General features: G+C 71.2%; 20 protein-coding genes. 9 read left to right on the top strand and 11 right to left on the bottom strand.

Going from position 1 to position 21,811, the window contains the following annotated elements:
• The first annotated feature begins 78 nt into the window (after window positions 1-78).
• Window positions 79-384 (top strand): Smr/MutS family protein, encoded by a 306-nt coding sequence (locus tag ACTWP9_RS01555; protein WP_443244087.1) that lies wholly within the window; start codon window positions 79-81, stop codon window positions 382-384.
• Between the two features lie 185 nt (window positions 385-569).
• Here the strand turns inward: ACTWP9_RS01555 and ACTWP9_RS01550 are convergent, their stop codons facing one another.
• On the bottom strand, window positions 570-4,787 hold the full coding sequence (locus ACTWP9_RS01550) for an amino acid adenylation domain-containing protein (RefSeq protein WP_443244086.1): 4,218 nt from the start codon (window positions 4,785-4,787) through the stop codon (window positions 570-572).
• Window positions 4,788-4,951: 164 nt separating this feature from the next.
• Entirely contained in the window at window positions 4,952-6,271 is a 1,320-nt protein-coding gene (locus ACTWP9_RS01545; protein ID WP_443244085.1) for an MFS transporter, read from the bottom strand.
• Window positions 6,272-6,374: 103 nt separating this feature from the next.
• Here ACTWP9_RS01545 and ACTWP9_RS01540 point away from each other — a divergent pair, with 103 nt between their 5' ends.
• On the top strand, window positions 6,375-7,406 hold the full coding sequence (locus tag ACTWP9_RS01540) for a LysR family transcriptional regulator (protein WP_443244084.1): 1,032 nt from the start codon (window positions 6,375-6,377) through the stop codon (window positions 7,404-7,406).
• Window positions 7,403-8,311, top strand: a complete 909-nt coding sequence (locus tag ACTWP9_RS01535) for a class I SAM-dependent methyltransferase (RefSeq protein WP_443244083.1) — start codon at window positions 7,403-7,405, stop codon at window positions 8,309-8,311. The genes ACTWP9_RS01540 and ACTWP9_RS01535 overlap by 4 nt, the downstream gene beginning before the upstream one ends.
• Before the next feature lie 16 nt (window positions 8,312-8,327).
• On the opposite strand, the gene ACTWP9_RS01530 is transcribed toward ACTWP9_RS01535, so the two are convergent.
• Window positions 8,328-9,014 (bottom strand): hypothetical protein, encoded by a 687-nt coding sequence (locus ACTWP9_RS01530; RefSeq protein ID WP_443244082.1) that lies wholly within the window; start codon window positions 9,012-9,014, stop codon window positions 8,328-8,330.
• A gap of 137 nt (window positions 9,015-9,151) precedes the next feature.
• Window positions 9,152-9,982, bottom strand: a complete 831-nt coding sequence (locus ACTWP9_RS01525; RefSeq protein WP_443244081.1) for an alpha/beta hydrolase — start codon at window positions 9,980-9,982, stop codon at window positions 9,152-9,154.
• An 86-nt stretch (window positions 9,983-10,068) separates the two neighbouring features.
• Here ACTWP9_RS01525 and ACTWP9_RS01520 point away from each other — a divergent pair, with 86 nt between their 5' ends.
• Entirely contained in the window at window positions 10,069-11,199 is a 1,131-nt protein-coding gene (locus ACTWP9_RS01520; RefSeq protein ID WP_443244080.1) for an adenosine deaminase, read from the top strand.
• A 208-nt stretch (window positions 11,200-11,407) separates the two neighbouring features.
• Window positions 11,408-11,848, top strand: a complete 441-nt coding sequence (locus ACTWP9_RS01515) for a hypothetical protein (protein ID WP_443244079.1) — start codon at window positions 11,408-11,410, stop codon at window positions 11,846-11,848.
• An 83-nt stretch (window positions 11,849-11,931) separates the two neighbouring features.
• Here ACTWP9_RS01515 and ACTWP9_RS01510 read toward each other — a convergent pair whose 3' ends face one another.
• The 3 genes from ACTWP9_RS01510 to tnpA form a co-directional block, all read right to left on the bottom strand.
• Complete coding sequence (locus ACTWP9_RS01510; protein WP_443244078.1) at window positions 11,932-12,135, bottom strand: PspC domain-containing protein; 204 nt, start codon at window positions 12,133-12,135, stop codon at window positions 11,932-11,934.
• Between the two features lie 116 nt (window positions 12,136-12,251).
• Window positions 12,252-12,809 (bottom strand): VanZ family protein, encoded by a 558-nt coding sequence (locus ACTWP9_RS01505; protein ID WP_443244077.1) that lies wholly within the window; start codon window positions 12,807-12,809, stop codon window positions 12,252-12,254.
• Between the two features lie 317 nt (window positions 12,810-13,126).
• Window positions 13,127-13,543: an IS200/IS605 family transposase gene (tnpA, locus tag ACTWP9_RS01500; protein ID WP_443244076.1), complete on the bottom strand. Its 417-nt coding sequence runs from the start codon at window positions 13,541-13,543 to the stop codon at window positions 13,127-13,129.
• 27 nt (window positions 13,544-13,570) lie between these two features.
• Here tnpA and ACTWP9_RS01495 point away from each other — a divergent pair, with 27 nt between their 5' ends.
• Complete coding sequence (locus ACTWP9_RS01495; RefSeq protein WP_443244075.1) at window positions 13,571-14,815, top strand: RNA-guided endonuclease InsQ/TnpB family protein; 1,245 nt, start codon at window positions 13,571-13,573, stop codon at window positions 14,813-14,815.
• 13 nt (window positions 14,816-14,828) lie between these two features.
• Here ACTWP9_RS01495 and ACTWP9_RS01490 read toward each other — a convergent pair whose 3' ends face one another.
• The 3 genes from ACTWP9_RS01490 to afsQ1 all read right to left on the bottom strand — a co-directional run bounded on the left by ACTWP9_RS01490 (window position 14,829) and on the right by afsQ1 (window position 17,948).
• Window positions 14,829-15,482 carry a hypothetical protein gene (locus ACTWP9_RS01490; protein ID WP_443244074.1) on the bottom strand — a complete coding sequence of 218 codons (654 nt, stop codon included), beginning with the start codon at window positions 15,480-15,482 and terminating at the stop codon, window positions 14,829-14,831.
• Complete coding sequence (locus ACTWP9_RS01485; protein ID WP_443244373.1) at window positions 15,479-17,119, bottom strand: ATP-binding protein; 1,641 nt, start codon at window positions 17,117-17,119, stop codon at window positions 15,479-15,481. Before ACTWP9_RS01485 ends, ACTWP9_RS01490 begins: the two co-directional genes overlap by 4 nt.
• A 151-nt stretch (window positions 17,120-17,270) precedes the next feature.
• Complete coding sequence (gene afsQ1 / locus ACTWP9_RS01480; protein ID WP_433100320.1) at window positions 17,271-17,948, bottom strand: two-component system response regulator AfsQ1; 678 nt, start codon at window positions 17,946-17,948, stop codon at window positions 17,271-17,273.
• Window positions 17,949-18,150: 202 nt separating this feature from the next.
• Here afsQ1 and ACTWP9_RS01475 point away from each other — a divergent pair, with 202 nt between their 5' ends.
• Window positions 18,151-19,038 (top strand): SigE family RNA polymerase sigma factor, encoded by an 888-nt coding sequence (locus tag ACTWP9_RS01475; protein WP_443244073.1) that lies wholly within the window; start codon window positions 18,151-18,153, stop codon window positions 19,036-19,038.
• 152 nt (window positions 19,039-19,190) lie between these two features.
• On the opposite strand, the gene ACTWP9_RS01470 is transcribed toward ACTWP9_RS01475, so the two are convergent.
• Window positions 19,191-19,889, bottom strand: a complete 699-nt coding sequence (locus ACTWP9_RS01470) for a uridine kinase family protein (protein ID WP_443244072.1) — start codon at window positions 19,887-19,889, stop codon at window positions 19,191-19,193.
• A 209-nt stretch (window positions 19,890-20,098) separates the two neighbouring features.
• Here ACTWP9_RS01470 and ACTWP9_RS01465 point away from each other — a divergent pair, with 209 nt between their 5' ends.
• The gene (locus ACTWP9_RS01465) at window positions 20,099-21,187 is read left to right on the top strand and encodes an S-(hydroxymethyl)mycothiol dehydrogenase (RefSeq protein ID WP_443244071.1); all 1,089 of its coding nucleotides are present in this window, start codon (window positions 20,099-20,101) and stop codon (window positions 21,185-21,187) included.
• Entirely contained in the window at window positions 21,187-21,792 is a 606-nt protein-coding gene (locus tag ACTWP9_RS01460) for an MBL fold metallo-hydrolase (protein ID WP_443244070.1), read from the top strand. The genes ACTWP9_RS01465 and ACTWP9_RS01460 overlap by 1 nt, the downstream gene beginning before the upstream one ends.
• Window positions 21,793-21,811: the final 19 nt, after the last annotated feature.

The raw sequence follows: 21,811 nt of genomic DNA, 5'->3' as shown, positions 1-21,811 counted from the left end.
AACCGCGGCCGCGATCGTCCCGTCTTCCCTGGCGGTGGATGATGGGCCCTCAAACCTGGTCCAGGGAGACAGATAAGAGTGATCACCGTAGATCTGCATCCGATTTTCAAGAACAACCGTGATATCGAGCTGACGCTGCGACAGACAATCTTCAAAGCGGTGCATACGGGCGAGGATGCCGTTCAGTTCATTCCGGGTAAAGGATCGGGGCAGCTTAAGCAGCGGGTACTGACGTTCCTCGCGCAGAAGCACATCAAGAAGCTGTACCACGCTGTTGAAACCCTTCCAGGCAACAGCGGCCGGGTCATCGTTCGCATAGCTCCTCCCGGGTCACGCTCCGCTGCCCCTGTGGACGACGAGGAAGACCATGACTGGGGCATGTAATAGGGGAGCTGGCAAACAGTGAGGCCACGCAGCCCCTGCATCGGGGCTGCGGCCTCACCCAGGGCTGTCAGCGGGCCCGCGCAGAGCGGGATCCGCTTGCGATGACGCGCGGCCATCATCTGTGCCCAGCCACACCTGCGTCCGTATCTCGCAACGACCCTCATTCTGCCCTCTTCGGTTGCCGGTCATCCCATGAGCCGAGCCGGGTCGCTCAGCAGCGGCCCCAACAGCCGCCCCACCCTCGCCATCGGCTCCGGTTGGCCCATGGTGGTGTGGGTGCAGGGGATGTCGTGGAGGGTGAGGGTGCCGGTGAGGTGGGGGTGCCAGGCTTCGGGGGCGGGAGCGTGCTCCGGGGTGGTTTCGGCGGCGCGGAAGTAGTGGGCGTCGCCCTGGTGCACGGCCGGGGTCCAGGTCGGGCGCAGGGCCGCGTAGTGGGCCAGCATCCTGGTGACGGCCGTCAGTTGGGTGTCGTCCGCCAGATCGTGCCCCACGGCCTCGGTGACCAGGCGGCGCACGACGGCCGGGTCCGCGTCGGGGTCCAGGCGCGGCGTCCGGTCCAGCGGCGCCGAGTCCAGCAGCGCCAGGAGGCTGACGTCTTCGCCCTCCTGCTGCAGGCGGGCGGCGACGGCGTGCGCCAGTGCCCCGCCGAGTGACCAGCCGAGCAGCCGGTAGGGCCCGTGCGGCTGTACGGAGCGGATCCGGGCGACGTACTCCGCGATCAGCTCGGGGAAGGTCCCGGCACGCTCGTCCGCCGGGCGCAGGCCCTGCGCCTGAAGGGCGTAGACCGGGACGGACGGCGGCAGGTGCGGCGGCAGCGTGGCATAGCACCAGCCCAGTCCGCCCGCCGGATGGACGCAGAACAGCGGCGCTGCCGCACCTTCCGTACGCAGCGGCAGCAGCATGTCGTAGGCGTTGTCGGCGGGGGGCTGCGGGCCCTCCGCGGTGTCGATCAGCTTCGCCAACTGGCCGACGGTCGGGGCCTGGTACAGGGCGCCGAGGGTGAGTTCGGTGCCCAGCTCCGTCTGGATACGGGCCAGCAGCCGGGTCGCGGCAAGTGAATGGCCGCCCAGCGCGAAGAAGTCGTCGTCCAGTCCGACCTCGGTCACATCGAGGACCTCGGCGAACAGCGCACACAGCGTGCGCTCCCGGTCGCTGGCGGCCTTACGGGGCCGGCGGTTCCGGTCCATGCGGGTGGCCTGGGACGGAACAGTGGCAAGGAGCGCCGCGCGGTCCAGCTTCCCCTGTGGCGTCATGGGCAGCGCCTCATGGGTGTGGAAGGCGGCGGGCACCATGGCCGACGGCAGCCGGGAGGCGGCCCAGGAGCGCAGCTCCGCCGGGTCCAGCCAGGGCACGGCGGTGGGCGAGGGCCGGCCTTCCCCTGACGGCCCGGAAAACGCGGCACCGCCGGTCCCGCCAGACCCCGGGAACCCCCGCTGCGCCGGCACCACATGCGCCGCCAGATGCACCGGCCCGTTCGCCGGGTCGTCCCCGGTCCGCTGCGCCGCAACGGCGACCTGCGCCACGTACGGATGCCGGGCCAGTACGGTCTCGACCTCCTGCGGTTCGATCCGTACGCCGTGCACCTTCAACTGGGTGTCGGTGCGGCCGAGGTACTCCAGTACGCCGTCGTCCGTCCACCGCACCAGATCCCCGGTGCGGTACATACGGGGTGCTGCCCCGTCGGCGCCCGAGGGCCCGGCCGCCGCGAACGGATCCGGGAGGAACTTCTCCTCCGTCAGCTCGGGCGCGCCCAGGTAGCCGCGGGCCACCTGGGCACCGCCCAGATGGAGCTCGCCCGGGACACCTGGGGGCACCAGCTGGCCGTGCCGGTCCAGGACGTAGGCCCGCAGATTGTGGCCGGGCCGGCCGATGACCGGCTGGGGGCCCTCGGCGTCCAGTCGGCACCAGACGGCGTCGACCGCGCACTCGGCGGGGCCGTAGCAGTTGTGCACGGCGACCCCGGGGAGGGAGCGCAGCCGCTGCCACAGGACGGGGTCCACCGCCTCCCCGCCGACCAGCAGTGTGCTCGGGTGGTGGTGCCGCGCGTGGTCGAAGAGACCGGCTGCCAGCAGGGCCCGCATATGGGTGGGGGTGAGGGCGAGCACGTCGATGCGCTGCTCCTCGACCCGGGCGACCAGCGCGGCCGGGTCGTGGCGTACCCCGTCCTCGATCAGGTGGAGTTCGTGCCCGGCGGCCAGGCACAGCCACGCCTCCCAGGAGGCGTCGAAGCAGAACGAGGCGGTCTGGGCCGCCCGCAGCCGGCGCCCCGCGGCCTCGGCTGCGGGAGAGATGAGCGCTGTGAGGTGGTCGTGGAACAGGTTGGCCAGCTGCCGGTGCTCGACCTCGACGCCCTTGGGACGCCCGGTGGTGCCGGAGGTGAAGGCGAGGTAGGCCACGTCGTGCGGGCGCAGCGGCCGTGGCCGGTCGCCGTCGTCCGGGTCGGCCGCCGACTGCTGCGCCAACTCCCGTACCGTCGCCGCCGCGTCGACGACCAGCAGGGGTGCCCCCTCCGACGGCACAGCGACGGCCGACTCACCGGCCCCGGCCGTCAGCACGCACACCGGCGCGGCATCCGCGAGCATCTGCCGGGTGCGTTCGGCCGGGTGGTCGGCGTCCAGCGTCAGACAGGCGGAACCCGTCTTGAGGACGGCCAGGAGCGCGACGGCGTAGTCGGCCGTGCGGGGGAGGGCGAGCGCCACGGTGCTGCCAGGGCCCGCACCCCGGCCCAGCAGCAGGTGCGCGAGCCGGTTGGCCCGAGCGTTGACCTCACCCCGGGACAGTCCGGCCGCCCCCTGGGACAGTCCGTCCACACCCCGGGACAGTCCGGCCGCCCCCTGGGACGGGGCCTCCGCCGCCCCCTGGGACGGGGCCTCCGCCGCCCCCTGGGACGGCGCCCCCGCCGCGCCCTGTGACGCGGCCCCCGCCTCGGCGACCGGCGCACACACCAGCGCGCTCGCCCCCGGCTCCTCCCGCACCCGCTCCTCGAAGGCGGCGTGCAACGGCACGAAGGGGAAGCTGCGTTCGGGCCCGCGCCCCCAGGCCAGCACGCGCTCCCGCTCGTCCGCCGTCACCAGCTGTACGTCCTCCAGCGGGGTCGCCTCCGTGGCGGTGGCGAGGGTACGCAGCAGGGCGAGGAAGCGGCGGTGGTGCGCGGCGATCCGCTCGGCCGGATAGATGTCGGGATCGGCCTGGAAGTCGATGCGCAGGGAGCCGTCGGAAGGGCGGTCGTAGACATTGACTGCCATACCGGTCACCGGGCCGTTGGACAGGTTGTGCAGCGTGGCGGGGTGCCGGCCGAAGCTGATCTGCGGGTCGTGGAGCATCACGTTGATGCCCCAGTCCTCCATCCGCCCCGCGGCCGGCCGCCGCGCGTGCGAGCCGCGCACCAGATTGACGTACGAGTAGCGCTGGTGCCGCAGCAAAGCCTTGGCCTGTGCGGCGGTCTTGCGCAGCAGTCCGCCCACCGTGCCGGACGACGGCTGCGGGACGCGCAGCGGCAGCACGTTGGCGACCATGCACGGTACGTCGCGGGTCGCCGGACCGCGCGCCGCGACGGTGACGTCCACGACCGCGTCGTCCCGCGCGTCGTCGGCGAGCCGGTGTACGTACAGCGCCAGCGCCGCCATGGCCACGGTCGCCAGCCCGGTGCGGACGGTACGGGCCAGTGCCCGCAGCTCGTCGGCGGCCCGGGTGTCGAGATGGCTGGTCTCCCGTACGAAGGCCGGTGCCGGTTTCGGCAGCCGGCCCGAGGTGGCGGGCGCGGAGGCGGCGCACTGGGCCAACTCCTCGGCCCAGTAGGTGCGGTCGCGCTCCTCGCGCTCGGAGCAGGCGTAGGCGGCCTCGTCCTCCAGCGCCTTGCGCAGCGGCGCCAGCCGGGACGGCGGCACGGGCTCGCCGCTCTCCAGCGCGGTGTAGATCTCGGCGATCCGCGGCGCGAACAGGCTGTTCCCGTAGCCGTCCATGAGGATGTGGTGGCTGCTCAGGTAGAGCAGGAAACCCTCCTCGGCCGGGCGCAGCAGGGCGAACGAGAACAGCCCGGCACGGTGCATGTCCATCGGGGCCTTCAGATCGGCCCACATCCACTCCTGCGCCGCCGCGCCCGGGTCGGCCTCGTGCCGCAGGTCGATCAGTGGGAACGGCCAGTCCGCACACGGCTCGATGATCTGCTGTACGCCTTCGTCGCCGTCCGGCCCGCCGGGCACGAACCGTACGCGGAGCGCCTCCGTCTCGAACACGGCTCGCCGGAGCGCCCGCTCCAGCAGTTCCACTTCGACGGCGCCGTGGATCTCGATCACCTCGGCGGGCCGCAGGCAGGCGCTGTCCGGGGCAAGCTGCTGCGTGAACCACATCCCCTGCTGCGCCGCCGTCAACGGCAGACCCTCACCGATGTCGAACCTGGCCATCCGTACCAACTCCCGATCGCAGCCTCACGTCTGGGAGCACAACGAGACGGGCAGGGGAGAGGGCACCTTCAGAGTGAAAGGCGCCCTCCGGGTCGGGAGGACGCCTTCCGGGCGGGGCCCTTTGAGCGGCACGGCGCACGGGCTCGGACACGCGCGGCGCACTCTCAGGCGCGCGCCAGCACCACCGCGCGGCGGGTCGCGTACAGGGTGATCCCGGCGGCGAGCACCATGGCGCCCAGCGCCAGGGCCACGGTGGCGGCCCAGCCGCCAGCGGCGAACGCGAGGGCGCCCAGTGCGCCGCCGAGTGAGCTGCCGATGTAGTAGCTCATCTGGTAGAGCGCCGATGCCTGCGCGGTTCCGTGGGTGGCGGTGTGGCTCACCGAACCGGAGGCCACTGCATGTCCCGCGAAGAATCCGGCGGTGATCAGCACCAGGCCCACGACCACTGCCACGATGTTGTCGGCCAGACTGATCAGCAGCCCCGCCGAGGCGGTGCCGATGCCCAGGTACAGGGTGCCGCGCCGGCCGAGCCGCGCGTTGAGCCGGCCGGCCGTGGCCGCCCCGGCCGTACCCACCAGATAGATGACGAAGATCGAGCCCACCAGGCCCTGCGAGAGCCCGAACGGCTCGTCCACCAGCCGGTAGCCGATGACGGTGTAGACGGCGCCGAACACCGTCATGAACAGCAGCCCGATCGCGTACAGCCGCAGCAGCAGCGGGTTGCCCAGGTGCGCGCGTACGGTCGTGGCGACCCGGCGCGGGTGCAGCGGGGCAGGGGTGAAGTGCCGGGCCGGGGGGACCAGGAGCCGGAAGGCGACCGCGCACAGCAGCGAGGTGACGGCGACGGCGCCGAGACCTGCTCGCCAGCCCCATGCCTCGGTGACCCACCCGGTGAGAATGCGCCCGCTCATCCCGCCGACGCTGTTGCCCGCGACGAACAGCCCGACGGCGCCCACCAGATGCCTGGCTCGCACCTCGTCCGACAGGAACGCCATCGCCGAGGCGGGCACCCCGGCGACGGCGGCGCCCTGGAGCGTCCGCAGCGCGATCAGCGCCGGCAGGCTGGGCGCGAACGGGATGACGAGGGCGAGCGCCACCGCGACCGCCATGGAGACGGTCAGCATCCGGCGCCGCCCGAAACGCTCGGAGAGCGCGGCCAGCGGCAGCACGGCGACGGCCAGCCCGATGGTTGCCCCGGAGACGGTCCAGCTCGCCTGGTCGGGAGCGGCGTGCAGGGCGCGGGAGATCTCGGGGAGGAGCGCCTGGGTGGAGTAGAGCAGCGCGAACGTCGACAGACCCGCGGCGAACAGCGCGAGCCGCATCCGCCCGTGCCCGGGGTCGCCGGGGCTCAGCTTCGTGGCGTCGGAGTGCTTCGCCGCACAGGAGTGCTTCGCCGCGTCGGAGTTCTGGGGAGTCGGGGAGGTGCGAGTGACAGCTGAGGCGTCCACCGGTTCGGTGGACGCCCCGGTATCGAGAGCAGGCATGCCTCGAACGTACGACCCCCTATTTCATCCGTCCAATGCATGAAAGTGCGAGAATCGATCCCCTCGCGCATCACCGCAGCTAGTCACAGCCCGAGGGAGCCTCTTGTCACCGTCACGCAACAAGAAAGACACCTCCGCCACGCCGTCACCAGGCGTCGCCACACCCTCGGCAGCCCTCTCCCTCACCCCCCGCCTCGCGCAGTTCGCCGCCGTGGCGCGGCACGAACACGTCACCCGGGCCGCGCAGGAGCTCGGCATCCCGCAGTCCTCCCTCAGCCGTGCCCTCGCCCGGCTGGAGGAGGATCTCGGCGTCGCCCTCTTCGCGCGGCAGGGCCGTGCGCTCTCCCTCACCCCGGCGGGCCGCACCTTCCTCGTCTCTGCGGACCGCGCGCTGGCCGCCGTCGAGCAGGCGGCGGAGGCCGTACGGTCCGACGCCGACCCCGCCACCGGCAAGGTCGCCTTCGGCTTTCTGCACACCCTCGGCTGGGAGACGGTCCCCGAGCTGCTGCGCGCCTTCCGGGCCGACCATCCGCGGGTCCGCTTCGCCCTGGTGCAGAACTACGGTGAGGCCATGCTCGACCGACTCCGCGCCGGTGAGCTGGATCTGTGCCTCACCTCGCCCATCCCGGAGGCACCGGACCTGGTCGCCCGGCGCCTCGACGAACAGCGGCTGCGGCTGGTCGTACCGGACGACCACCGGCTGGCAGCGCGCAAGCGGGTACGGCTCGCCGAGGCGGCCGAGGAGTCCTTCGTCACCCTGGAGCCCGGCTACGGCATGCGGCGCATCCTCGAGACGCTGTGCGCCGAGGCCGGGTTCACCCCCCGGATCGCCTTCGAGGGCGAGGAGGCCGAGACCATCCGCGGACTGGTCGCCGCCGGGCTCGGTGTCGCGCTGCTGCCGCCGCCCGTCTTCCCGCGGCCCGGCGTACGCGAGCTGACGGTCACCGCGCCGCGCGCCGTGCGCGAGATCGGGCTCGCCTGGTCGGCCGGGCGCCCCGACACCCCGCCGGTCGCCGCGTTCAAGAAGTTTCTGCTCAGCCGCAGGGGCCGGCTTCTGCGCGCCGAGCCGGCCCCCGAGCCCATCCGTCCCGCACCCGAGCAGCCCGCCCACCCCGTACCCGAGGAGTCTCGATGACCCCGCACGCGCACGGTCACCACAGCCACCACAGTCACCACAACGCCCACTCGTCCACCGCCACGGAGCCCGACTGGGAGGCGCTCGCCGAGAACCTCGAACGTGATGCCGAACTGAAGGTCTCCTTCCTGGAGGAGGCCGCCGCCTGGCTTCGCGATCTGCTCGGTCACCGTGACGTCACCCGCGTCCTCGACCTGGGCAGCGGCCCCGGCGTCACCACGATCGCGCTGGCCCACGCCTTTCCCGGTGCCGAGACGGTCGCGGTGGACAGCACGCCCGCGCTGCTGGAGCGGGCCCGAGCCCGCGCCGAACGCGAGGGGCTGGCCTCCCGCATCACCATCCGGGAGGCCGAACTCCCCGCCGACCTGCCCGACCTGGGCACGGCCGAACTCATCTGGACCAGCAACGTCGTCCACCACTTCGGTGACCAGCGCGCCGCACTGGAGACCTTCGCCGGAGCGCTGCGCCCCGGCGGCGTACTGGCGGTACGCGAGGGCGGCCTGCCCACCCGCTTCCTGCCCCGCGACATCGGCATCGGACGGCCCGGGCTGCAGGCGCGCCTGGACGCCGCCGATGAGGACTGGTTCACCGCGATGCGCACCGAACTCCCCGGTCACGCCCGCACCGTGGAGGACTGGCCCGCGCTGCTCGTCGCCGCCGGGCTCGCGCCCACCGGCAGCCGCACCTTCCTCACCGATCTGTGCGCACCGCTGGACCCCGTCGCCCGCGCCCACGTACGCGCCCGCGTCGAACGCTTCCGCGACGGCCTCGCCGACAGCCTCTCCGCCGAGGACCTCGCCACCCTCGGCACCCTCCTGGACGACGCCTCCCCCGACGGCATCCTCCGCCGCCCCGACGTCTTCTACCTGACGGCGACAACGGTGCACACGGCCGTACGGACCTGAGCCGCCCGCCCGGAGCTCAACCGCGCAGCGTCATCTGCCAGTACGCGGTATCCCGGTACATGTTGGAGTTGTCGCCTTCCGGGAGGACGGAGACGGTCAGCGAGGTCTCCTCGCCGCTGCCGGGGCGGACGGTCACCCGCACCGGAACGGTGACGCTCTCGTCCTCACCCAGCGGCTTCGCCAGCGTGCGCCCCGCGGCTGCGCTGTTGTGCCACTCGCTGGTGCTGCCGTCCTCGGCACCGGTGTCGTCGAGGGACTCACCCGCGCGCACCACGAGCGGGGCGTCGTCGTACTCGGAGGCGTTCGCCTCGGCGTCCCGCTCGCCGATCCGCAGCTCGCCGTCCGAGTCGTTCTCGTAGGTGACGGTGAAGCGGTACGTACCCGCGGCGGCCCCTGCCACCCGCTCCGCCTCGCCGACGGTCACCATCAGCCCGTCCTCGTACTCCGCGGTGGCGCCCGGCGCGAGCGGATCGGCGACGGAGCCGCTGGTGCCGTCGGCGCCTTCCTCCAGCTGGCCGTAGCCGTCGAGCCCCTTCTCCACCTCGGACAGCCACAGCATGCCGACGACGAGCAACAGAGTGCCGACGACGAACACGACCACGCAGCCCAGTTGGCAGCCCGACATCCGGCGCGGGTCGCGCTCGTCCCCGGCCGCCGCCTCCTGCGCCGCCGGCTCGTTCGTTCGCCCGTTCGTCTCCGTCATACCCGGAACGCTAGGCAGCGCCGGGCGCCCGGACATGAGCGCGCGTACTCATCCGCAGCGCCCCGCAGGGGCGCAGGGCCACCCGCATCCTGCGCACGTCGGACAGGGGCACCCCCTCCCCGAAACCGGCGGAACCCCTACCGCAGGTGCTTGCCGAACCCGCTCGCCAGCGGCATCCGCAACCCCAGCGGCGGGGGAGCGGCGAGCGCGTCGGTCAACGGGCGGCACAGATCGCCCCCGCACAAGGTGCCGAGGACGAAGTCCTGGGTCAGAGCCGCGACTTCCGCGGCATAACCACGCAGCCCGTGCCCATCGGTATGCACCTCGAAGCGGCACACCTGGGCGTTGACCTTCTTCGCGCGCTCGGCGAGGCGGAAGGACAGCTCGGGGTCGCAGCGCGTGTCGTTCGTCCCGTGCACGATCAGCACCTGGCGCCCCCGCAACTGCTGTACGGGCTCCGCGCTGCCCCCTTCACCAGTTCCGGGCTCGCACAGCAAAGGCGCCAGGGCCACCACCGAGGCGACCGCCTGGTGCCCGGCGGCGCGCCATGCGGCCAGGGCGCCGATGTCGGTGCCGACCAGGCAGACGGGCACGTCCCCGTACCGCCGCAGCACCTCCTCCACCGCCCACTCCGCATCGGCCGTACGGTCCGCGATACGGCCCCCGGCCCCGTCCGCCGTACGGCTCGTGCCCTCGCCCGCCGCTCCGCCGTTCCGGCCGTCGCGGCGGCTGCTGTTGCGGTAGTGCACGATGTGGGTGACCAGGGGGTCGTCGTCCGAGGTGGCGCGCCCCAGCCGGCGCGCCAGCGGCACCGCGGAGGCTGCCGCCGCCAGTGCGGCCCCGCGACGGGCGCCCACGGCGGGACCGCCGCCCGGCAGTAAGAGAACGATGGCGTGCGGGGCCCTCCCCACGGTCCCGCGGGGCCGTCCCAGTCGTGTTTCCCTCTCGGGCAACGCTCGCTGAGCCATGGCGCAACAATGGCACGCCGTCCCGCTGTCGTAAGGCAGTTGACAAAGCACATGCGATCTACGCGCGTAGGAGCTACAGTGCCGTGATGGCAAGCGAATCTCCGAACACCGTCCCCACCAGGGAGCAGATCCGCCGGGCACCCAAGGTTCTGCTCCACGATCACCTCGACGGCGGGCTGCGCCCCGCGACCATCGTCGAGCTGGCCCGCGAGACCGGCTACGACGCGCTTCCGGAAACAGAAGCGGACCGGCTGGAGGTCTGGTTCCGCGAGTCGGCCGACTCCGGATCCCTTGAGCGCTATCTGGAGACGTTCTCGCACACGGTCGGCGTGATGCAGACGCGCGAGGCGCTCTTCCGGGTCGCCGCCGAGTGCGCCGAGGACCTGGCAGCCGACGGCGTCGTCTACGCCGAGGTCCGCTACGCGCCGGAGCAGCACCTGCTGGGCGGGCTGACCCTGGAGCAGGTGGTCGAGGCCGTCGACGAGGGCTTCCGCGAGGGCGAACGCCGGGCCCGCGCCGCCGGCCGGCGGATCCGGGTCGGCGCGCTGCTGACCGCCATGCGGCACGCGGCCCGCGCCCTGGAGATCGCCGAGCTGGCCAACCGCTACCGCGATCTCGGCGTCGTCGGCTTCGACATTGCAGGCGCCGAGGCGGGCCACCCGCCCACCCGCCACCTGGACGCGTTCGAGTACCTCAAGCGCGAGAACAACCACTTCACCATCCACGCAGGCGAGGCGTTCGGGCTGCCTTCCATCTGGCAGGCCCTCCAGTGGTGCGGCGCCGACCGGCTCGGGCACGGGGTGCGCATCATCGACGACATCCAGGTCGGCGAGAACGGCGCCGTCAAGCTGGGCCGTCTGGCGTCCTACGTACGGGACAAGCGCATCCCGCTGGAGCTGTGCCCCACCTCCAACCTCCAGACCGGCGCCGCCCCCTCCTACGCCGAGCACCCCATCGGGCTGCTGCGCAAGCTGCACTTCCGGGCGACGGTCAACACCGACAACCGGCTGATGAGCGGTACGAACATGAGCCACGAGTTCGAGCAGCTCGTGCGGACCTTCGACTACACGCTGGACGACATGCAGTGGTTCACGGTCAATGCGATGAAGTCGGCGTTCATTCCTTTCGATGAACGTCTCGCCATGATCAACGACGTGGTCAAGCCCGGATATGCCGCGCTCAAATCCGAATGGCTTTTCCAGGATTCTTCCCGCTGACCCCTGGTGACCAGCGGTTCAGCCGTCGCCGTACACCCGATACGGCGCGGCTGAGCCCTCTCGGAATACTGTCGGAAAACGCTCGGGAACGGCGACTTACGGCGCAGTCGACGTGTTTGCGGCTTCTCGGAATTCCTGGCTATTTTCGCCGGGCTGCTCAAGCCCCCTCCGGGCTGCTCAAGCCCCCGTTCCGAGGACGTAAACACTGATGAAGCAGGTAGCCAAGAAGACCCTGGGTGTCGCCGCGATGAGCGCGGCGGTCGTAGTGTCCGGCGCCGGTACCGCCTCCGCGCTCCCCGTCGACACGCTCGGTGCCCCTACCGGCCTACTCGGCAGCGAGGCGGTCAAGGCAGGCGGCCGGGCGCTGGGCCCCGCAGTCGAGACCACCGCGAAGACCACCGGGAAGGCCCTGGGGGAGCTCCCCCTCAAGGAGGCCGCTCAGGGCCTTCCGGGCAATCTCTCCGAGCCGGTCGGCGTCGCCCAGGAGGCTCTGTCCGGAACGCTGACCGGCACCCCGGTGGAAGAAACCACCGAAAGGCTGGCCGACCGTCCCCAGAAGACGGTCAAGGGCAAGAGCTCCGCACCCGGCGGCGGCATGCTCGGCGGGCTGCCGCTGGGCAAGGCCCTGCCGGTCGGCGGCTCGCACTGAGGCACGAGGTCCTGAAGCACGCCACGGCGGGCACCCCGGAAGGGGCGCCCGCCGTGGCGTGCTGCTGTGCCGTACGGGCGCGGTCACCAGGCGGCGCTGTGCTTGCGGCTCTCGTCCGGGAGCAGGATCCACAGCGCGATGTAGAGCAGGAACTGCGGTCCCGGCAGCAGGCACGAGGCGAGGAAGAGCACCCGCATCGTGGTGGGAGTGGTGCCGAACCGCCGGGCGAGCGCGGCGCACACGCCGCCGATCATCCGGCCTTCGGTGGGACGGGCAAGTGCGGCCATGAGACTGCTCCTTCTCCCCCCGGCTGACGCTGGGAGGTGGTCCGGTCCGATGCCGTACGGCTGTCGTCGCCGTACTGCCTTCGACGGTAGGCCGGACTTACGGGGCATACCTCCCCTCAGGGTGCCATTTCGACCCTGGTTGCTCTCGGGGTCGAACCCTGAGCCTTCTCCTCCCGAAGCCGGAGCCCGGTCCTGGCCGAGGCGGGCCCGGACCGCTGCCGACGGCGCGTGAGCCGGTCACCCTGCCCGGAGCAGTCGCGGTCCCGGTGCCGGAGCCAACGGCGCACCGGGGGGAAGAACAGCCCGGCAGCCAGCGCCACCCCCGTGGTGTTCAGCAGCACCGAATCGACGTCTACGACGTGCCCCGGCACCCCCGTCTGGGCCACGGTGAGCACGATCGACACCATCGCCCCCGCGAAAACGGTGCGCGCCACGGTGCCCGGCAGCCGCCGGTGCAGTCGCCCGGTGGCCAGCGGCAACAGCACCCCGAGCGGCGCCAGCAGCAGCAGTCCGCCGCCGAGCCCCTCCAGCGCGGCCTGCGGCCCGTCGGCCAGGTCGGTGCGGATGGTGGCCAACGGGCGCAGATTGGCCGGTGCCACCCATGGCACCGCCAGCGGGCGCAGCGACAGCCAGCCGACGAAACACAGATGCGCCGCCAGTAGGAGGAGTCCCACGAGGCGGATTCGGGGGGCGGACGAGGTATGACCGCCGGAGCCTAGGCGCTGCACGTACGGGAAGACGCCGACGCGTTCCGCTGTGGTTCCGGGGCGGTGTGCCGACCAGGTCCGGGGTATGTCACACGCGTGTTCCGCACCGTGCGGGGGAGATCGCCGCCGGGGTCGGTGTTGTCGCCCTTCTGCCGGTGTGTTGTGGCTGAGCGCGCCGTACCCCGCGCCCCTTCGTGGGCGCTCAGCCTTACCGGGACTCTTGCAGAAAGCCCCGGCGTTCACGCCGGGGATGAATGCATCTTGAGACTGCTCTGACGTGCACTTTAGAGCGGACGTTTTTGCTGCTCGATGTACTGGCGGACGATCGTCAACGGTGCTCCGCCGCACGACGCGGAGAAATACGAGGGCGACCACAGGTGTCCGTGCTTGATGGCGTGGTTGATCCGGCCGGTGAATTCCTGCCGTATCCGGCGGGCGGAGACGCCCTTGAGGCTGTTGACCAGCTTCGAGACGGCGACCTTGGGCGGGTAGTGCACCAGGAGGTGGACGTGATCGCGTTCGCCGTTGAACTCCTTCAGCTCCGCCTCGAAGTCCTCGCAGACCTTGCGCATGATCTCTTCGCAGCGCGTCAGCATCTCGTCGTTGAACACCCCGCGCCGGTACTTGGTCACAAAGACCAAGTGGACATGCATCGCCGAAACTACCTGCCTGCCACGCCTGTAGTCGTTCCTCTCATCCATGAGACCAATCGTAGTAGGATCCTGGGTGTGCAGCTGCGCTACAACTACCGGGCCTACCCGGACGCCTCCCAGCGCCGTGCGCTGGCGCAGGCGTTCGGGTGCGCCCGCGTGGTGTGGAACGACTGCCTGCGCGACCGCAAGGAAGCGCACGCGGCAGGAGGGCCGTACGTGAAGTCGGCCGAGCTGTCCCGGCTCCGCATCACCCAGGCCAAGCGCACCCAGGAACGCGCCTGGCTCGCCGAAGTGTCAGCCGTCGTCCTGCAACAGTCTCTGCGGGACCTGGATGCCGCCTACAAGAACTTCTTCGACTCGGTCAAGGGCAAGCGGCAGGGCCGCAAGGTGGGCCCGCCCCGCTTCAAATCGAAGAAAGACACCCGGCAGTCGATCCGCCTCAACACCAACGCCTTCACGCTTCAGGAGAACGGCACGGTGTACGTGGCCAAGGTCGGCAACCTCAAAGTCACATGGTCCCGTCGGCTTCCGGCCGCACCCACGTCCCTGACCGTCACCAAAGACAGCTGTGGCCGGTACTTCCTCAGCTTCGTCGTCGAGACCGAACCGGACATCCTTCCCCAGGTGGAGGCAGAGTGCGGTATCGACCTCGGCCTGTGCGCCTTCGCCGTCCTGTCCGATGGCCGGAAGATCGACAGCCCCCGCTTCCTGCGCCGGGCCGAGAAGAAGCTCAAGCGGCTCGGGCGGGAGCTGTCCCGCAAGGCCAAGGGATCGAAGAACCGGGCCAAGGCCCGCATCAAGGTCGCACGCCAGCACGCCCGCGTGGCCAACCGGCGCCGGGACTGGCACCACAAGGCATCCACACAGATCATCCGCGACAACCAAGCGGTGTACGTGGAAGACCTCGCGGTGTCCGGCCTCGGACGCACCCGGCTCGCCAAGTCCGTACACGACGCGGGATGGTCCACGTTCGTCGGCATGCTGGAGTACAAAGCGGCTCTGCACGGCCGCACCCTCACCAAGGTGGACCGGACCTTCCCCTCCTCTCAGCTCTGTTCGGCCTGCGGACTCCGGGACGGCCCCAAACCATTGCACGTCCGCGAGTGGACCTGCAGCGAGTGCGGCACCGTGCACGACCGTGACCACAACGCAGCACGCAACGTCCTCTTCGAAGGACAACGAGTCGTCGCCACCGGACGGGTGGAGACGCTAAACGCCTGTGGAGCGCCGGTAAGACGGGCACACATGCCCGCACAGCGCGTCGAAGCAGGAAGCCCCCGGAAAGGTCAGACGACCCAGGCCGGAATCCCTGGACCTTAGGCCAGGGAGCACGTCAAAGGTGGGTGCCTGCTGTCTCGGCGGACCGGGGGTGGGTACGCAGCGCCGAGCCGCACTCGTAGCGTCGCGGCGATGCCGTGGAGCCGCTGTCGCCGGGCCCGCCGAGAACCACGCCGCCCTCGGCGTCGGCTGCCGAGGTGTCCGCGTAGGTGCACACGATCTGCGCCAGCGCGTACGGCGGCAGCTCGTCCAGCGGCTCGCTCAGCCGCAGCGCCTCGTCCGGGTCGCCGTCCGTCCCCTTGCTGATCGTCAGCTCCCGGGGCACGGCCGTCTCGAAGCCCGCCGAGTCCTCCACCGCGCGCGGCTCCTGCTTCAGCTCGTCCAGCAGTTTGCGGGCCACCGGCAGCCGTTCGGCCGAGGAGCGTCCGCCGGGCATCCGCACCTCCCGCTCGACGGGCGAGACGCGCGAACCGCACACCAGGTAGACGCGGACGACGGAGGTCCCGGCACCGCCGTCCGGGTTCTGGCGGTCGTTCGGGAGCACACAGCCCACCCGCGAAGGCGCGCCACCGGCGTCCACCGGCACCGACGTGGCGCGGATACCGCACCCCGTGGCGGTGACCAGGGAGGCGAGGACGCACAGGAGCGCCGCCGCCGTGCCACGGCAGCGCGCGCGGCCGGGCCCGCGCAGAGCGGTACGGCGGCTCATCGGTCGCCTCCCTTGTCCCGTCCGTCGGTGCGTCCGCCGCCCCGGTTCACGCCGCCGTCACCAGCGCCGTCGCCGTTGCCATCGTCGCCGTCCGCATACCCCGCGCCGGGCCCGTCCTTCGCGCGGCCCTCACCGTTGTCGCTGTTCTCACCGTTCTCGCGCTCCTCGGCGACCCGGCGGGCGTCCCGGGGCAGCCGCAGGGTGAAGACCGCGCCGCCCTCGCCCTCGGGCGCGTTGTGCGCGGTGATCTCGCCGCCGTGGATATGGGCGTTCTCCAGCGCGATGGACAAGCCGAGACCACTGCCCTCGGAACGCGGGCGGGAGGCGCTGGCCTTGTAGAAGCGGTCGAAGACGTGCGGCAGCACGTCCTTCGGGATGCCGGGACCCTGGTCGGCGACCTCGATCACCAACTCGTCTCCCTCGTCCCCCTCGTCGCCCTCCGTCCGTACAGAGACCCGCACCGGGGAGCCGCCGTGCTTGAGGGCGTTGCCGATGAGATTGGCGAGGATGACATCGAGCCGCCGCGGGTCGAGCCGGGCCATGATCCCGCGGTCGGCGTTCAGCTCCACCGCGTCCAGCCAGGCGCGGGCGTCGATGCAGGCTGTCACCTGGTCCGCCACGTCCACGTCGTCCAGCACCAGCTTGGCTGTTCCCGCGTCGAAGCGGGTGACCTCCATCAGGTTCTCCACGAGGTCGTTGAGCCGCCGGGTCTCGCTCACCACCAGCTGTACGGCAGGCGCGATCATCGGGTCGAGGTTGTCCTGCTCCTCCTCCAGCACCTCGGTGACCGCGGAGATCGCCGTCATCGGCGTACGCAGCTCGTGCGACATGTCGGCGACGAAGCGCCTGCTGGACGCCTCCCGGGCACTCAGCTCGGCGACGCGCTGCTCCAGGGAGGCCGCCGCGTCGTTGAACGTATGGGACAGCTCGGCCAGCTCGTCCGTACCCGAGACGCGCAGCCGGGTCTCCAGCTTCCCCTCGCCCAGCCTGCGGGCTGCCTCGCCCAGCCGCCGTACGGGCCGCAGCACGGTCGTCGCTGCGGCCTGCGCCAGCAGCATCGCGCCGATCAGCGCCAGCGCGGTGGCGATACCCAGCGACCAGGCCAGCGAGTTGAGGTCGTCCCGTTCGGGCGCCAGTGACTTGAGCAGATAGCCGGTCGGTGTCGGCCCCTTGCCGATCACCTTCGCCCCACCGACCAGGTACGGGTCACCGTCCAGCGTGATCCGCTGCCAGTACAGGTGGTACGGGTGCCTGTTCTTCTTGTCGACGGCGCGTTTGTCGACGACGGCGCTGCGCAGCCGCTCGGGGATGTCCCGCAGGGTGAAGTCGTCCTCGTTGGAGGCCGCGGCGCACTGCTTGTCGTCCTCGGCCCTGCCGACGAGCAGCACCTGGTAGTTCTGCGAGCTGCGCGCCATCTCGGCGGCGGCCTCGCGCAGTTCCTGGCAGCTGACCTTGCGGGGCAGGTTGCCCGCGTTGTCCTCCATCGCCTTACGGAAGTCGTTGAGGGCCGCGTTCTGGGCACGCGTGAGGACCGCGTCGCGGTTGAGCCAGTAGGCGATGCCGGAAGCGGAGACGGCGGCGGTGAGCGCCACCAGCGCGAAGACGACGACCAGGCGCAGCCGCAGACTTGGCAGCATTCCGGCGAGCCGGCCACGCAGGCGCTCGCCGAGGGAGGGAGCGTCGGTCACTCGCCGGTCCCGTCCGCCGTACGCGTCGGCACTGCTGCTCCCGCTGTTCCGTCCGTACGTGCTGTTGCGTCCGTTGTGTCCGTTGCGTCGGTACGTCGGGTCACTGCGGGGCATCCAGCCGGTAGCCCACGCCGCGCACCGTGCGGATCAGGGTGGGGGAGGAGGGCACGTCCTCGACCTTGGCGCGCAGCCGCTGCACACAGGCGTCGACCAGCCGCGAGTCGCCCAGGTAGTCGTGCTCCCACACCAGCCGGAGCAACTGCTGGCGGGAGAGGGCCTGGCCGGGCCGCCGGCTCAGCTCCAGCAGCAACCGCAACTCGGTCGGGGTGAGTTGCAGGTCCTCGCCGTTCTTGGTGACCGTCATCGCTGAGCGGTCGATCACCAGCGAGCCGAACGTCGCCGAGTCGTTGGACTCCCGTTCGCCGCGCCGCATCACGGCACGGATACGCGCGTCCAGCACCCGGCCCTGGACTGGTTTGACGACATAGTCGTCCGCACCCGACTCCAGGCCCACCACGACGTCGATGTCGTCGCTGCGCGCCGTCAGCAGGATGATCGGCAGCTGGTCGGTGCGGCGGATGCGCCGGCACACCTCGAAGCCGTCGATGCCGGGCAGCATCACGTCCAGCACGATCAGGTCGGGGCGCTGTTCGCGCAGCAGTTTCAGGCCGTCCTCGCCGGTCGCGGCGGTCACCACGCGGTGGCCCTGGCGGGTAAGACCCATCTCCAGGGCGGTACGGACAGCGTCATCGTCCTCGATCAGCAACAGGAAAGGCACGCGCGCCATTCTGGCCTATGGCACCCCCATACTTCGACCGGCGGTCGCCGCGGGACAACGACACGCCCGCCGGCCTGCACGTTGTGGCGCCCGTCGATCCTTGTGACACCGCTGTGACAGAGGGGGGACCTGGCCATGAAACTGGGGCGGCAGGGTTTTGGTCGTCAAGCAAGCGACCGGTTCTGCTCCGAGGGGGCGCGAGATGAACACACTGCATGGCACCAACACGAGCGCAGTCCTTCACACGCGTCTGCACGTCCCTTCGGTTCCCGCTTCCCAGGCCCGGTCTGCTGAGAAGTCCGGTGCCGAGGCGGCCACCACCCTGCTCGAGCGGAACCGAGAGCTCGGGCGGGGCTGCGCACGCGGTGCCGGACGGATGCGCCCGCGGACCGTTTTCGGGCCCGCGGTCGAGGGGCTGAGGGGGAAGGCCCCGGGGGGGAAGACGGGGGACACGGGGGAGAACGGGAGTCGGGGGGACTCCCGGGATCGTGGCGAGTACAGGGAGGCCACCGTTCTGGGCACGGCCGAGAAGGGCGCTGGGGGCGCGGCCTCGGACGTGGACGCGGATGCGGAGGCGGCGTTCACCGCGTACGTACGCGAGCGCCGAGCCTCCCTGTACGCCACCGCCTACCACCTGACCGGTGACCGGTACGAGGCCGAGGACCTGCTGCAGAGCGCCCTCTTCTCCACGTACCGGGCCTGGGCGCGTATCAGCGACAAGGCCGCCGTCGGCGGTTATCTGCGCCGCACCATGACCAACCTGCACATCAGTGCCTGGCGCCGCCGGAAGCTGAACGAGTACCCGACCGAGGAACTGCCCGAGACGGCCGGCGACCAGGACGCCATGCGCGGCACCGAGCTGCGCACCGTGCTGTGGCAGGCCCTGGCCCGACTGCCCGAACTCCAGCGCACCATGCTGGTGCTGCGCTACTACGAGGGCCGCACCGACCCGGAAATCGCCGACATACTGGACATCAGCGTCGGCACGGTCAAGAGCAGCATCTGGCGCTCGCTCCGCCGTCTCCGCGACGACGAGGTCCTCAGCTTCGGCCGCAACCAGGAGGAGTCCTTCGACGAACTGGTCGCCTGACGCGGCCACCTGAAACGATCGCCTGACCTCGCGGGGACACGAGGCCCAGGCGGTACGGGGGAAACGCGGGGGAGAGGGAAAAAGGGGAAACAGGGGGGAACGGGGAACACCGGGGGGACAGGGAAAGAGCGGTTCCGGCCGAGGCACAAGCCTCAGCCGGAACCGCTCTTTTCGCGTGCGGCCACCGACCCGGCCGCGTGCAGGCGCGCTATGCGGGCCGCGGCTTCCGGGTGGGCGCAGGGGTGGGCGCCGAGGGATTGGTGGCGGGCGACGATGGCCGGTTCGGTGCGCAGGAGGCGCAAGCCCCGGGTGAGGAGAACCGGGAGGGGCTTGCGGGATTCGCGGATGTCGCGGAGCAGCCTGCGGCGGAAGGTGGTGGTGGGACGGCCGCGCAGGCAGATGGCGTCGGCGAGCAGGCCGAGCGCTGTGCAGCGCGCGGTGATGTCCGCGGCGAAGATGCCCTCCGCGATGAAGAGGGGCGAGTCGGCGAGGTCCAGGTGCTCCTGGCCGGTGCGGGCGCTGGTGGAGATGTCGTACAGCGGGACCGTCGCGGCGCCCTCTCGGCAGAGCCCGGTGATGGCGCGTACGGCGGCGTCCGCGTCCCAGGAGAGTGGCGAGTCCCAGTCGACCTCGGCCCCGACGAAGGGGAGGGTCGGGTCGTCGCCCTCCTTGTAGAAGTCGTCCAGGCGGAGGACGGGGAGCCCGCTGCGTGCTGCCAGCCGGGTCTTGCCGGAGCCGGAGGGGCCCGTGAGGAGGATGACCCGGGCGGTGGGGGCCGGGGCCGATGCGGGCGCGGGGGCTGCGGGGGTCGCTCTCTCGGAGAGGTCGCATGCGTCGCTGGAGTCGGTCACGGGCAACCATTGTCCGCTATGCACCGGGTGGATTCGAAGACGCGTGCGGAAACGAGTGGTCGTCCCCAGCGGGGCCGGGTGGCGGAAAGGCGACGGAGTGGCGGCGGAAAATCGTTCGCACCGACCCGTGTCTCCCCCTCCCGAAATCCGCCCCCGGCCAGCGAGAATGGCGCCTCACAGCACCCGATGGAAGAGGGAGGCCCTCACGTATGGCTCAGGAAGTACGCGGGGTCGTCGCGCCGGGCAAGAACGAGGCGGTGCGGGTCGAGACGATCGTCGTTCCCGACCCCGGCCCCGGCGAGGCCGTCGTTCAGGTGCAGGCGTGCGGCGTGTGCCACACGGACTTGCACTACAAGCAGGGCGGGATCAGTGACGACTACCCCTTCCTCCTCGGGCACGAGGCGGCGGGCGTCGTGGAGACGGTCGGTGAGGGGGTCACGGACGTCGAGCCGGGCGACTTCGTGATCCTCAACTGGCGGGCGGTGTGCGGACAGTGCCGTGCCTGCAAGCGCGGGCGGCCGTGGTACTGCTTCGACACCCACAACGCCGAGCAGAAGATGACCCTCAAGAGTGACGGCCGCGCACTGGAGCCCGCGCTGGGCATCGGCGCGTTCGTCGAGAAGACGCTGGTCGCCGCCGGGCAGTGCACCAAGGTCGACCCCGCGGTCTCGCCCGCCGTCGCCGGGCTGCTGGGCTGCGGCGTGATGGCCGGGATCGGTGCGGCGATCAACACCGGGCAGGTGACCCGCGGGGACACCGTGGCCGTCATCGGGTGTGGCGGGGTGGGCGACGCCGCCATCGCGGGGGCGCGGCTCGCGGGCGCGGCGAAGATCATCGCCGTGGACATCGACGACCGGAAACTCACCACCGCGGAGAAGATCGGCGCCACGCACATCGTCAACTCGGCCACAGCGGACCCCATCGAGGCCATCCGCGAGCTGACCGGCGGCTTCGGTGCGGACGTCGTCATCGAGGCGGTCGGCCGTCCCGAGACGTACAAGCAGGCGTTCTACGCCCGCGATCTGGCGGGCACCGTCGTCCTCGTCGGCGTACCGACGCCGGAGATGATGCTGGAGCTGCCGCTGCTGGACGTCTTCGGCCGGGGCGGTGCGCTCAAGTCTTCCTGGTACGGCGACTGTCTGCCCTCAAGGGACTTCCCCATGCTGATCGACCTGCACCAGCAGGGGCGGCTGGACCTGGGCGCTTTCGTGACCGAGACCATCGCCCTGGACGAGGTCGAGAAGGCGTTCGAGCGGATGCACAGCGGCGACGTGCTGCGTTCGGTGGTGGTCTTCTGATGGCGGCCCGTATCGATCACCTCGTCACCAGCGGGGAGTTCCGCCTCGACGGGGAGACACACCAGGTCGACAACAACGTGTGGATCGTCGGCGACGATACGGAAGCGGTCGTCATCGACGCCGCGCACGACGCCGACGCCATCGCGGCGGCACTCGGCGACCGCACCCTGCGTGCGATCGTGTGCACCCACGCGCACAACGACCACATCGACGCCGCGCCGGCGCTCGCGGACCGTACGGGCGCACCGATGCTGCTGCACCCGGACGATCTGCCGCTGTGGAAGATGACCCACCCGGACCGGGCACCCGACGGTGAACTCGCGGACGGCCAGGTGGTGTCGGTGGCCGGTACCGACCTGACCGTCCTGCACACGCCGGGCCACGCGCCCGGCGCCGTGTGCCTGTACGCCCCCACCCTGGGCACCGTCTTCACCGGCGACACCCTCTTCCAGGGCGGCCCGGGGGCGACAGGCCGCTCCTTCTCGGACCACCCGACGATCGTCCGCTCGATCAAGGAGCGGCTGCTGACGCTGCCGCTGGAGACGGTGGTGCGGACGGGGCACGGGGACAGCACGACGGTGGGGGAGGAGACGGCGAACGTCTGAGGACCGGTGACCTCCGGCC

Origin of the sequence: Streptomyces sp. 3N207 (genome assembly GCF_052246355.1) — a bacterium.
Lineage (GTDB): Bacteria > Actinomycetota > Actinomycetes > Streptomycetales > Streptomycetaceae > Streptomyces.
The sequence above is the reverse complement of the archived record's forward strand: the minus strand, read 5'-3'. Positions and strand labels throughout refer to the sequence as shown.

Bases quoted from the DNA above. Each gene is read 5' to 3' on its own strand.
- ACTWP9_RS01550 (WP_443244086.1), bottom strand. From the start codon at position 4,787: ATGGCCAGGTTCGACATCGGTGAGGGTCTGCCGTTGACGGCGGCGCAG.
- ACTWP9_RS01545 (WP_443244085.1), bottom strand. From the start codon at position 6,271: ATGCCTGCTCTCGATACCGGGGCGTCCACCGAACCGGTGGACGCCTCA.
- ACTWP9_RS01535 (WP_443244083.1), top strand. From the start codon at position 7,403: ATGACCCCGCACGCGCACGGTCACCACAGCCACCACAGTCACCACAAC.
- ACTWP9_RS01530 (WP_443244082.1), bottom strand. From the start codon at position 9,014: ATGACGGAGACGAACGGGCGAACGAACGAGCCGGCGGCGCAGGAGGCG.
- ACTWP9_RS01525 (WP_443244081.1), bottom strand. From the start codon at position 9,982: ATGGCTCAGCGAGCGTTGCCCGAGAGGGAAACACGACTGGGACGGCCC.
- ACTWP9_RS01520 (WP_443244080.1), top strand. From the start codon at position 10,069: ATGGCAAGCGAATCTCCGAACACCGTCCCCACCAGGGAGCAGATCCGC.
- ACTWP9_RS01515 (WP_443244079.1), top strand. From the start codon at position 11,408: ATGAAGCAGGTAGCCAAGAAGACCCTGGGTGTCGCCGCGATGAGCGCG.
- ACTWP9_RS01510 (WP_443244078.1), bottom strand. From the start codon at position 12,135: ATGGCCGCACTTGCCCGTCCCACCGAAGGCCGGATGATCGGCGGCGTG.
- tnpA (WP_443244076.1), bottom strand. From the start codon at position 13,543: ATGGATGAGAGGAACGACTACAGGCGTGGCAGGCAGGTAGTTTCGGCG.
- ACTWP9_RS01490 (WP_443244074.1), bottom strand. From the start codon at position 15,482: ATGAGCCGCCGTACCGCTCTGCGCGGGCCCGGCCGCGCGCGCTGCCGT.
- ACTWP9_RS01485 (WP_443244373.1), bottom strand. From the start codon at position 17,119: ATGCTGCCAAGTCTGCGGCTGCGCCTGGTCGTCGTCTTCGCGCTGGTG.
- ACTWP9_RS01475 (WP_443244073.1), top strand. From the start codon at position 18,151: ATGAACACACTGCATGGCACCAACACGAGCGCAGTCCTTCACACGCGT.
- ACTWP9_RS01465 (WP_443244071.1), top strand. From the start codon at position 20,099: ATGGCTCAGGAAGTACGCGGGGTCGTCGCGCCGGGCAAGAACGAGGCG.
- ACTWP9_RS01460 (WP_443244070.1), top strand. From the start codon at position 21,187: ATGGCGGCCCGTATCGATCACCTCGTCACCAGCGGGGAGTTCCGCCTC.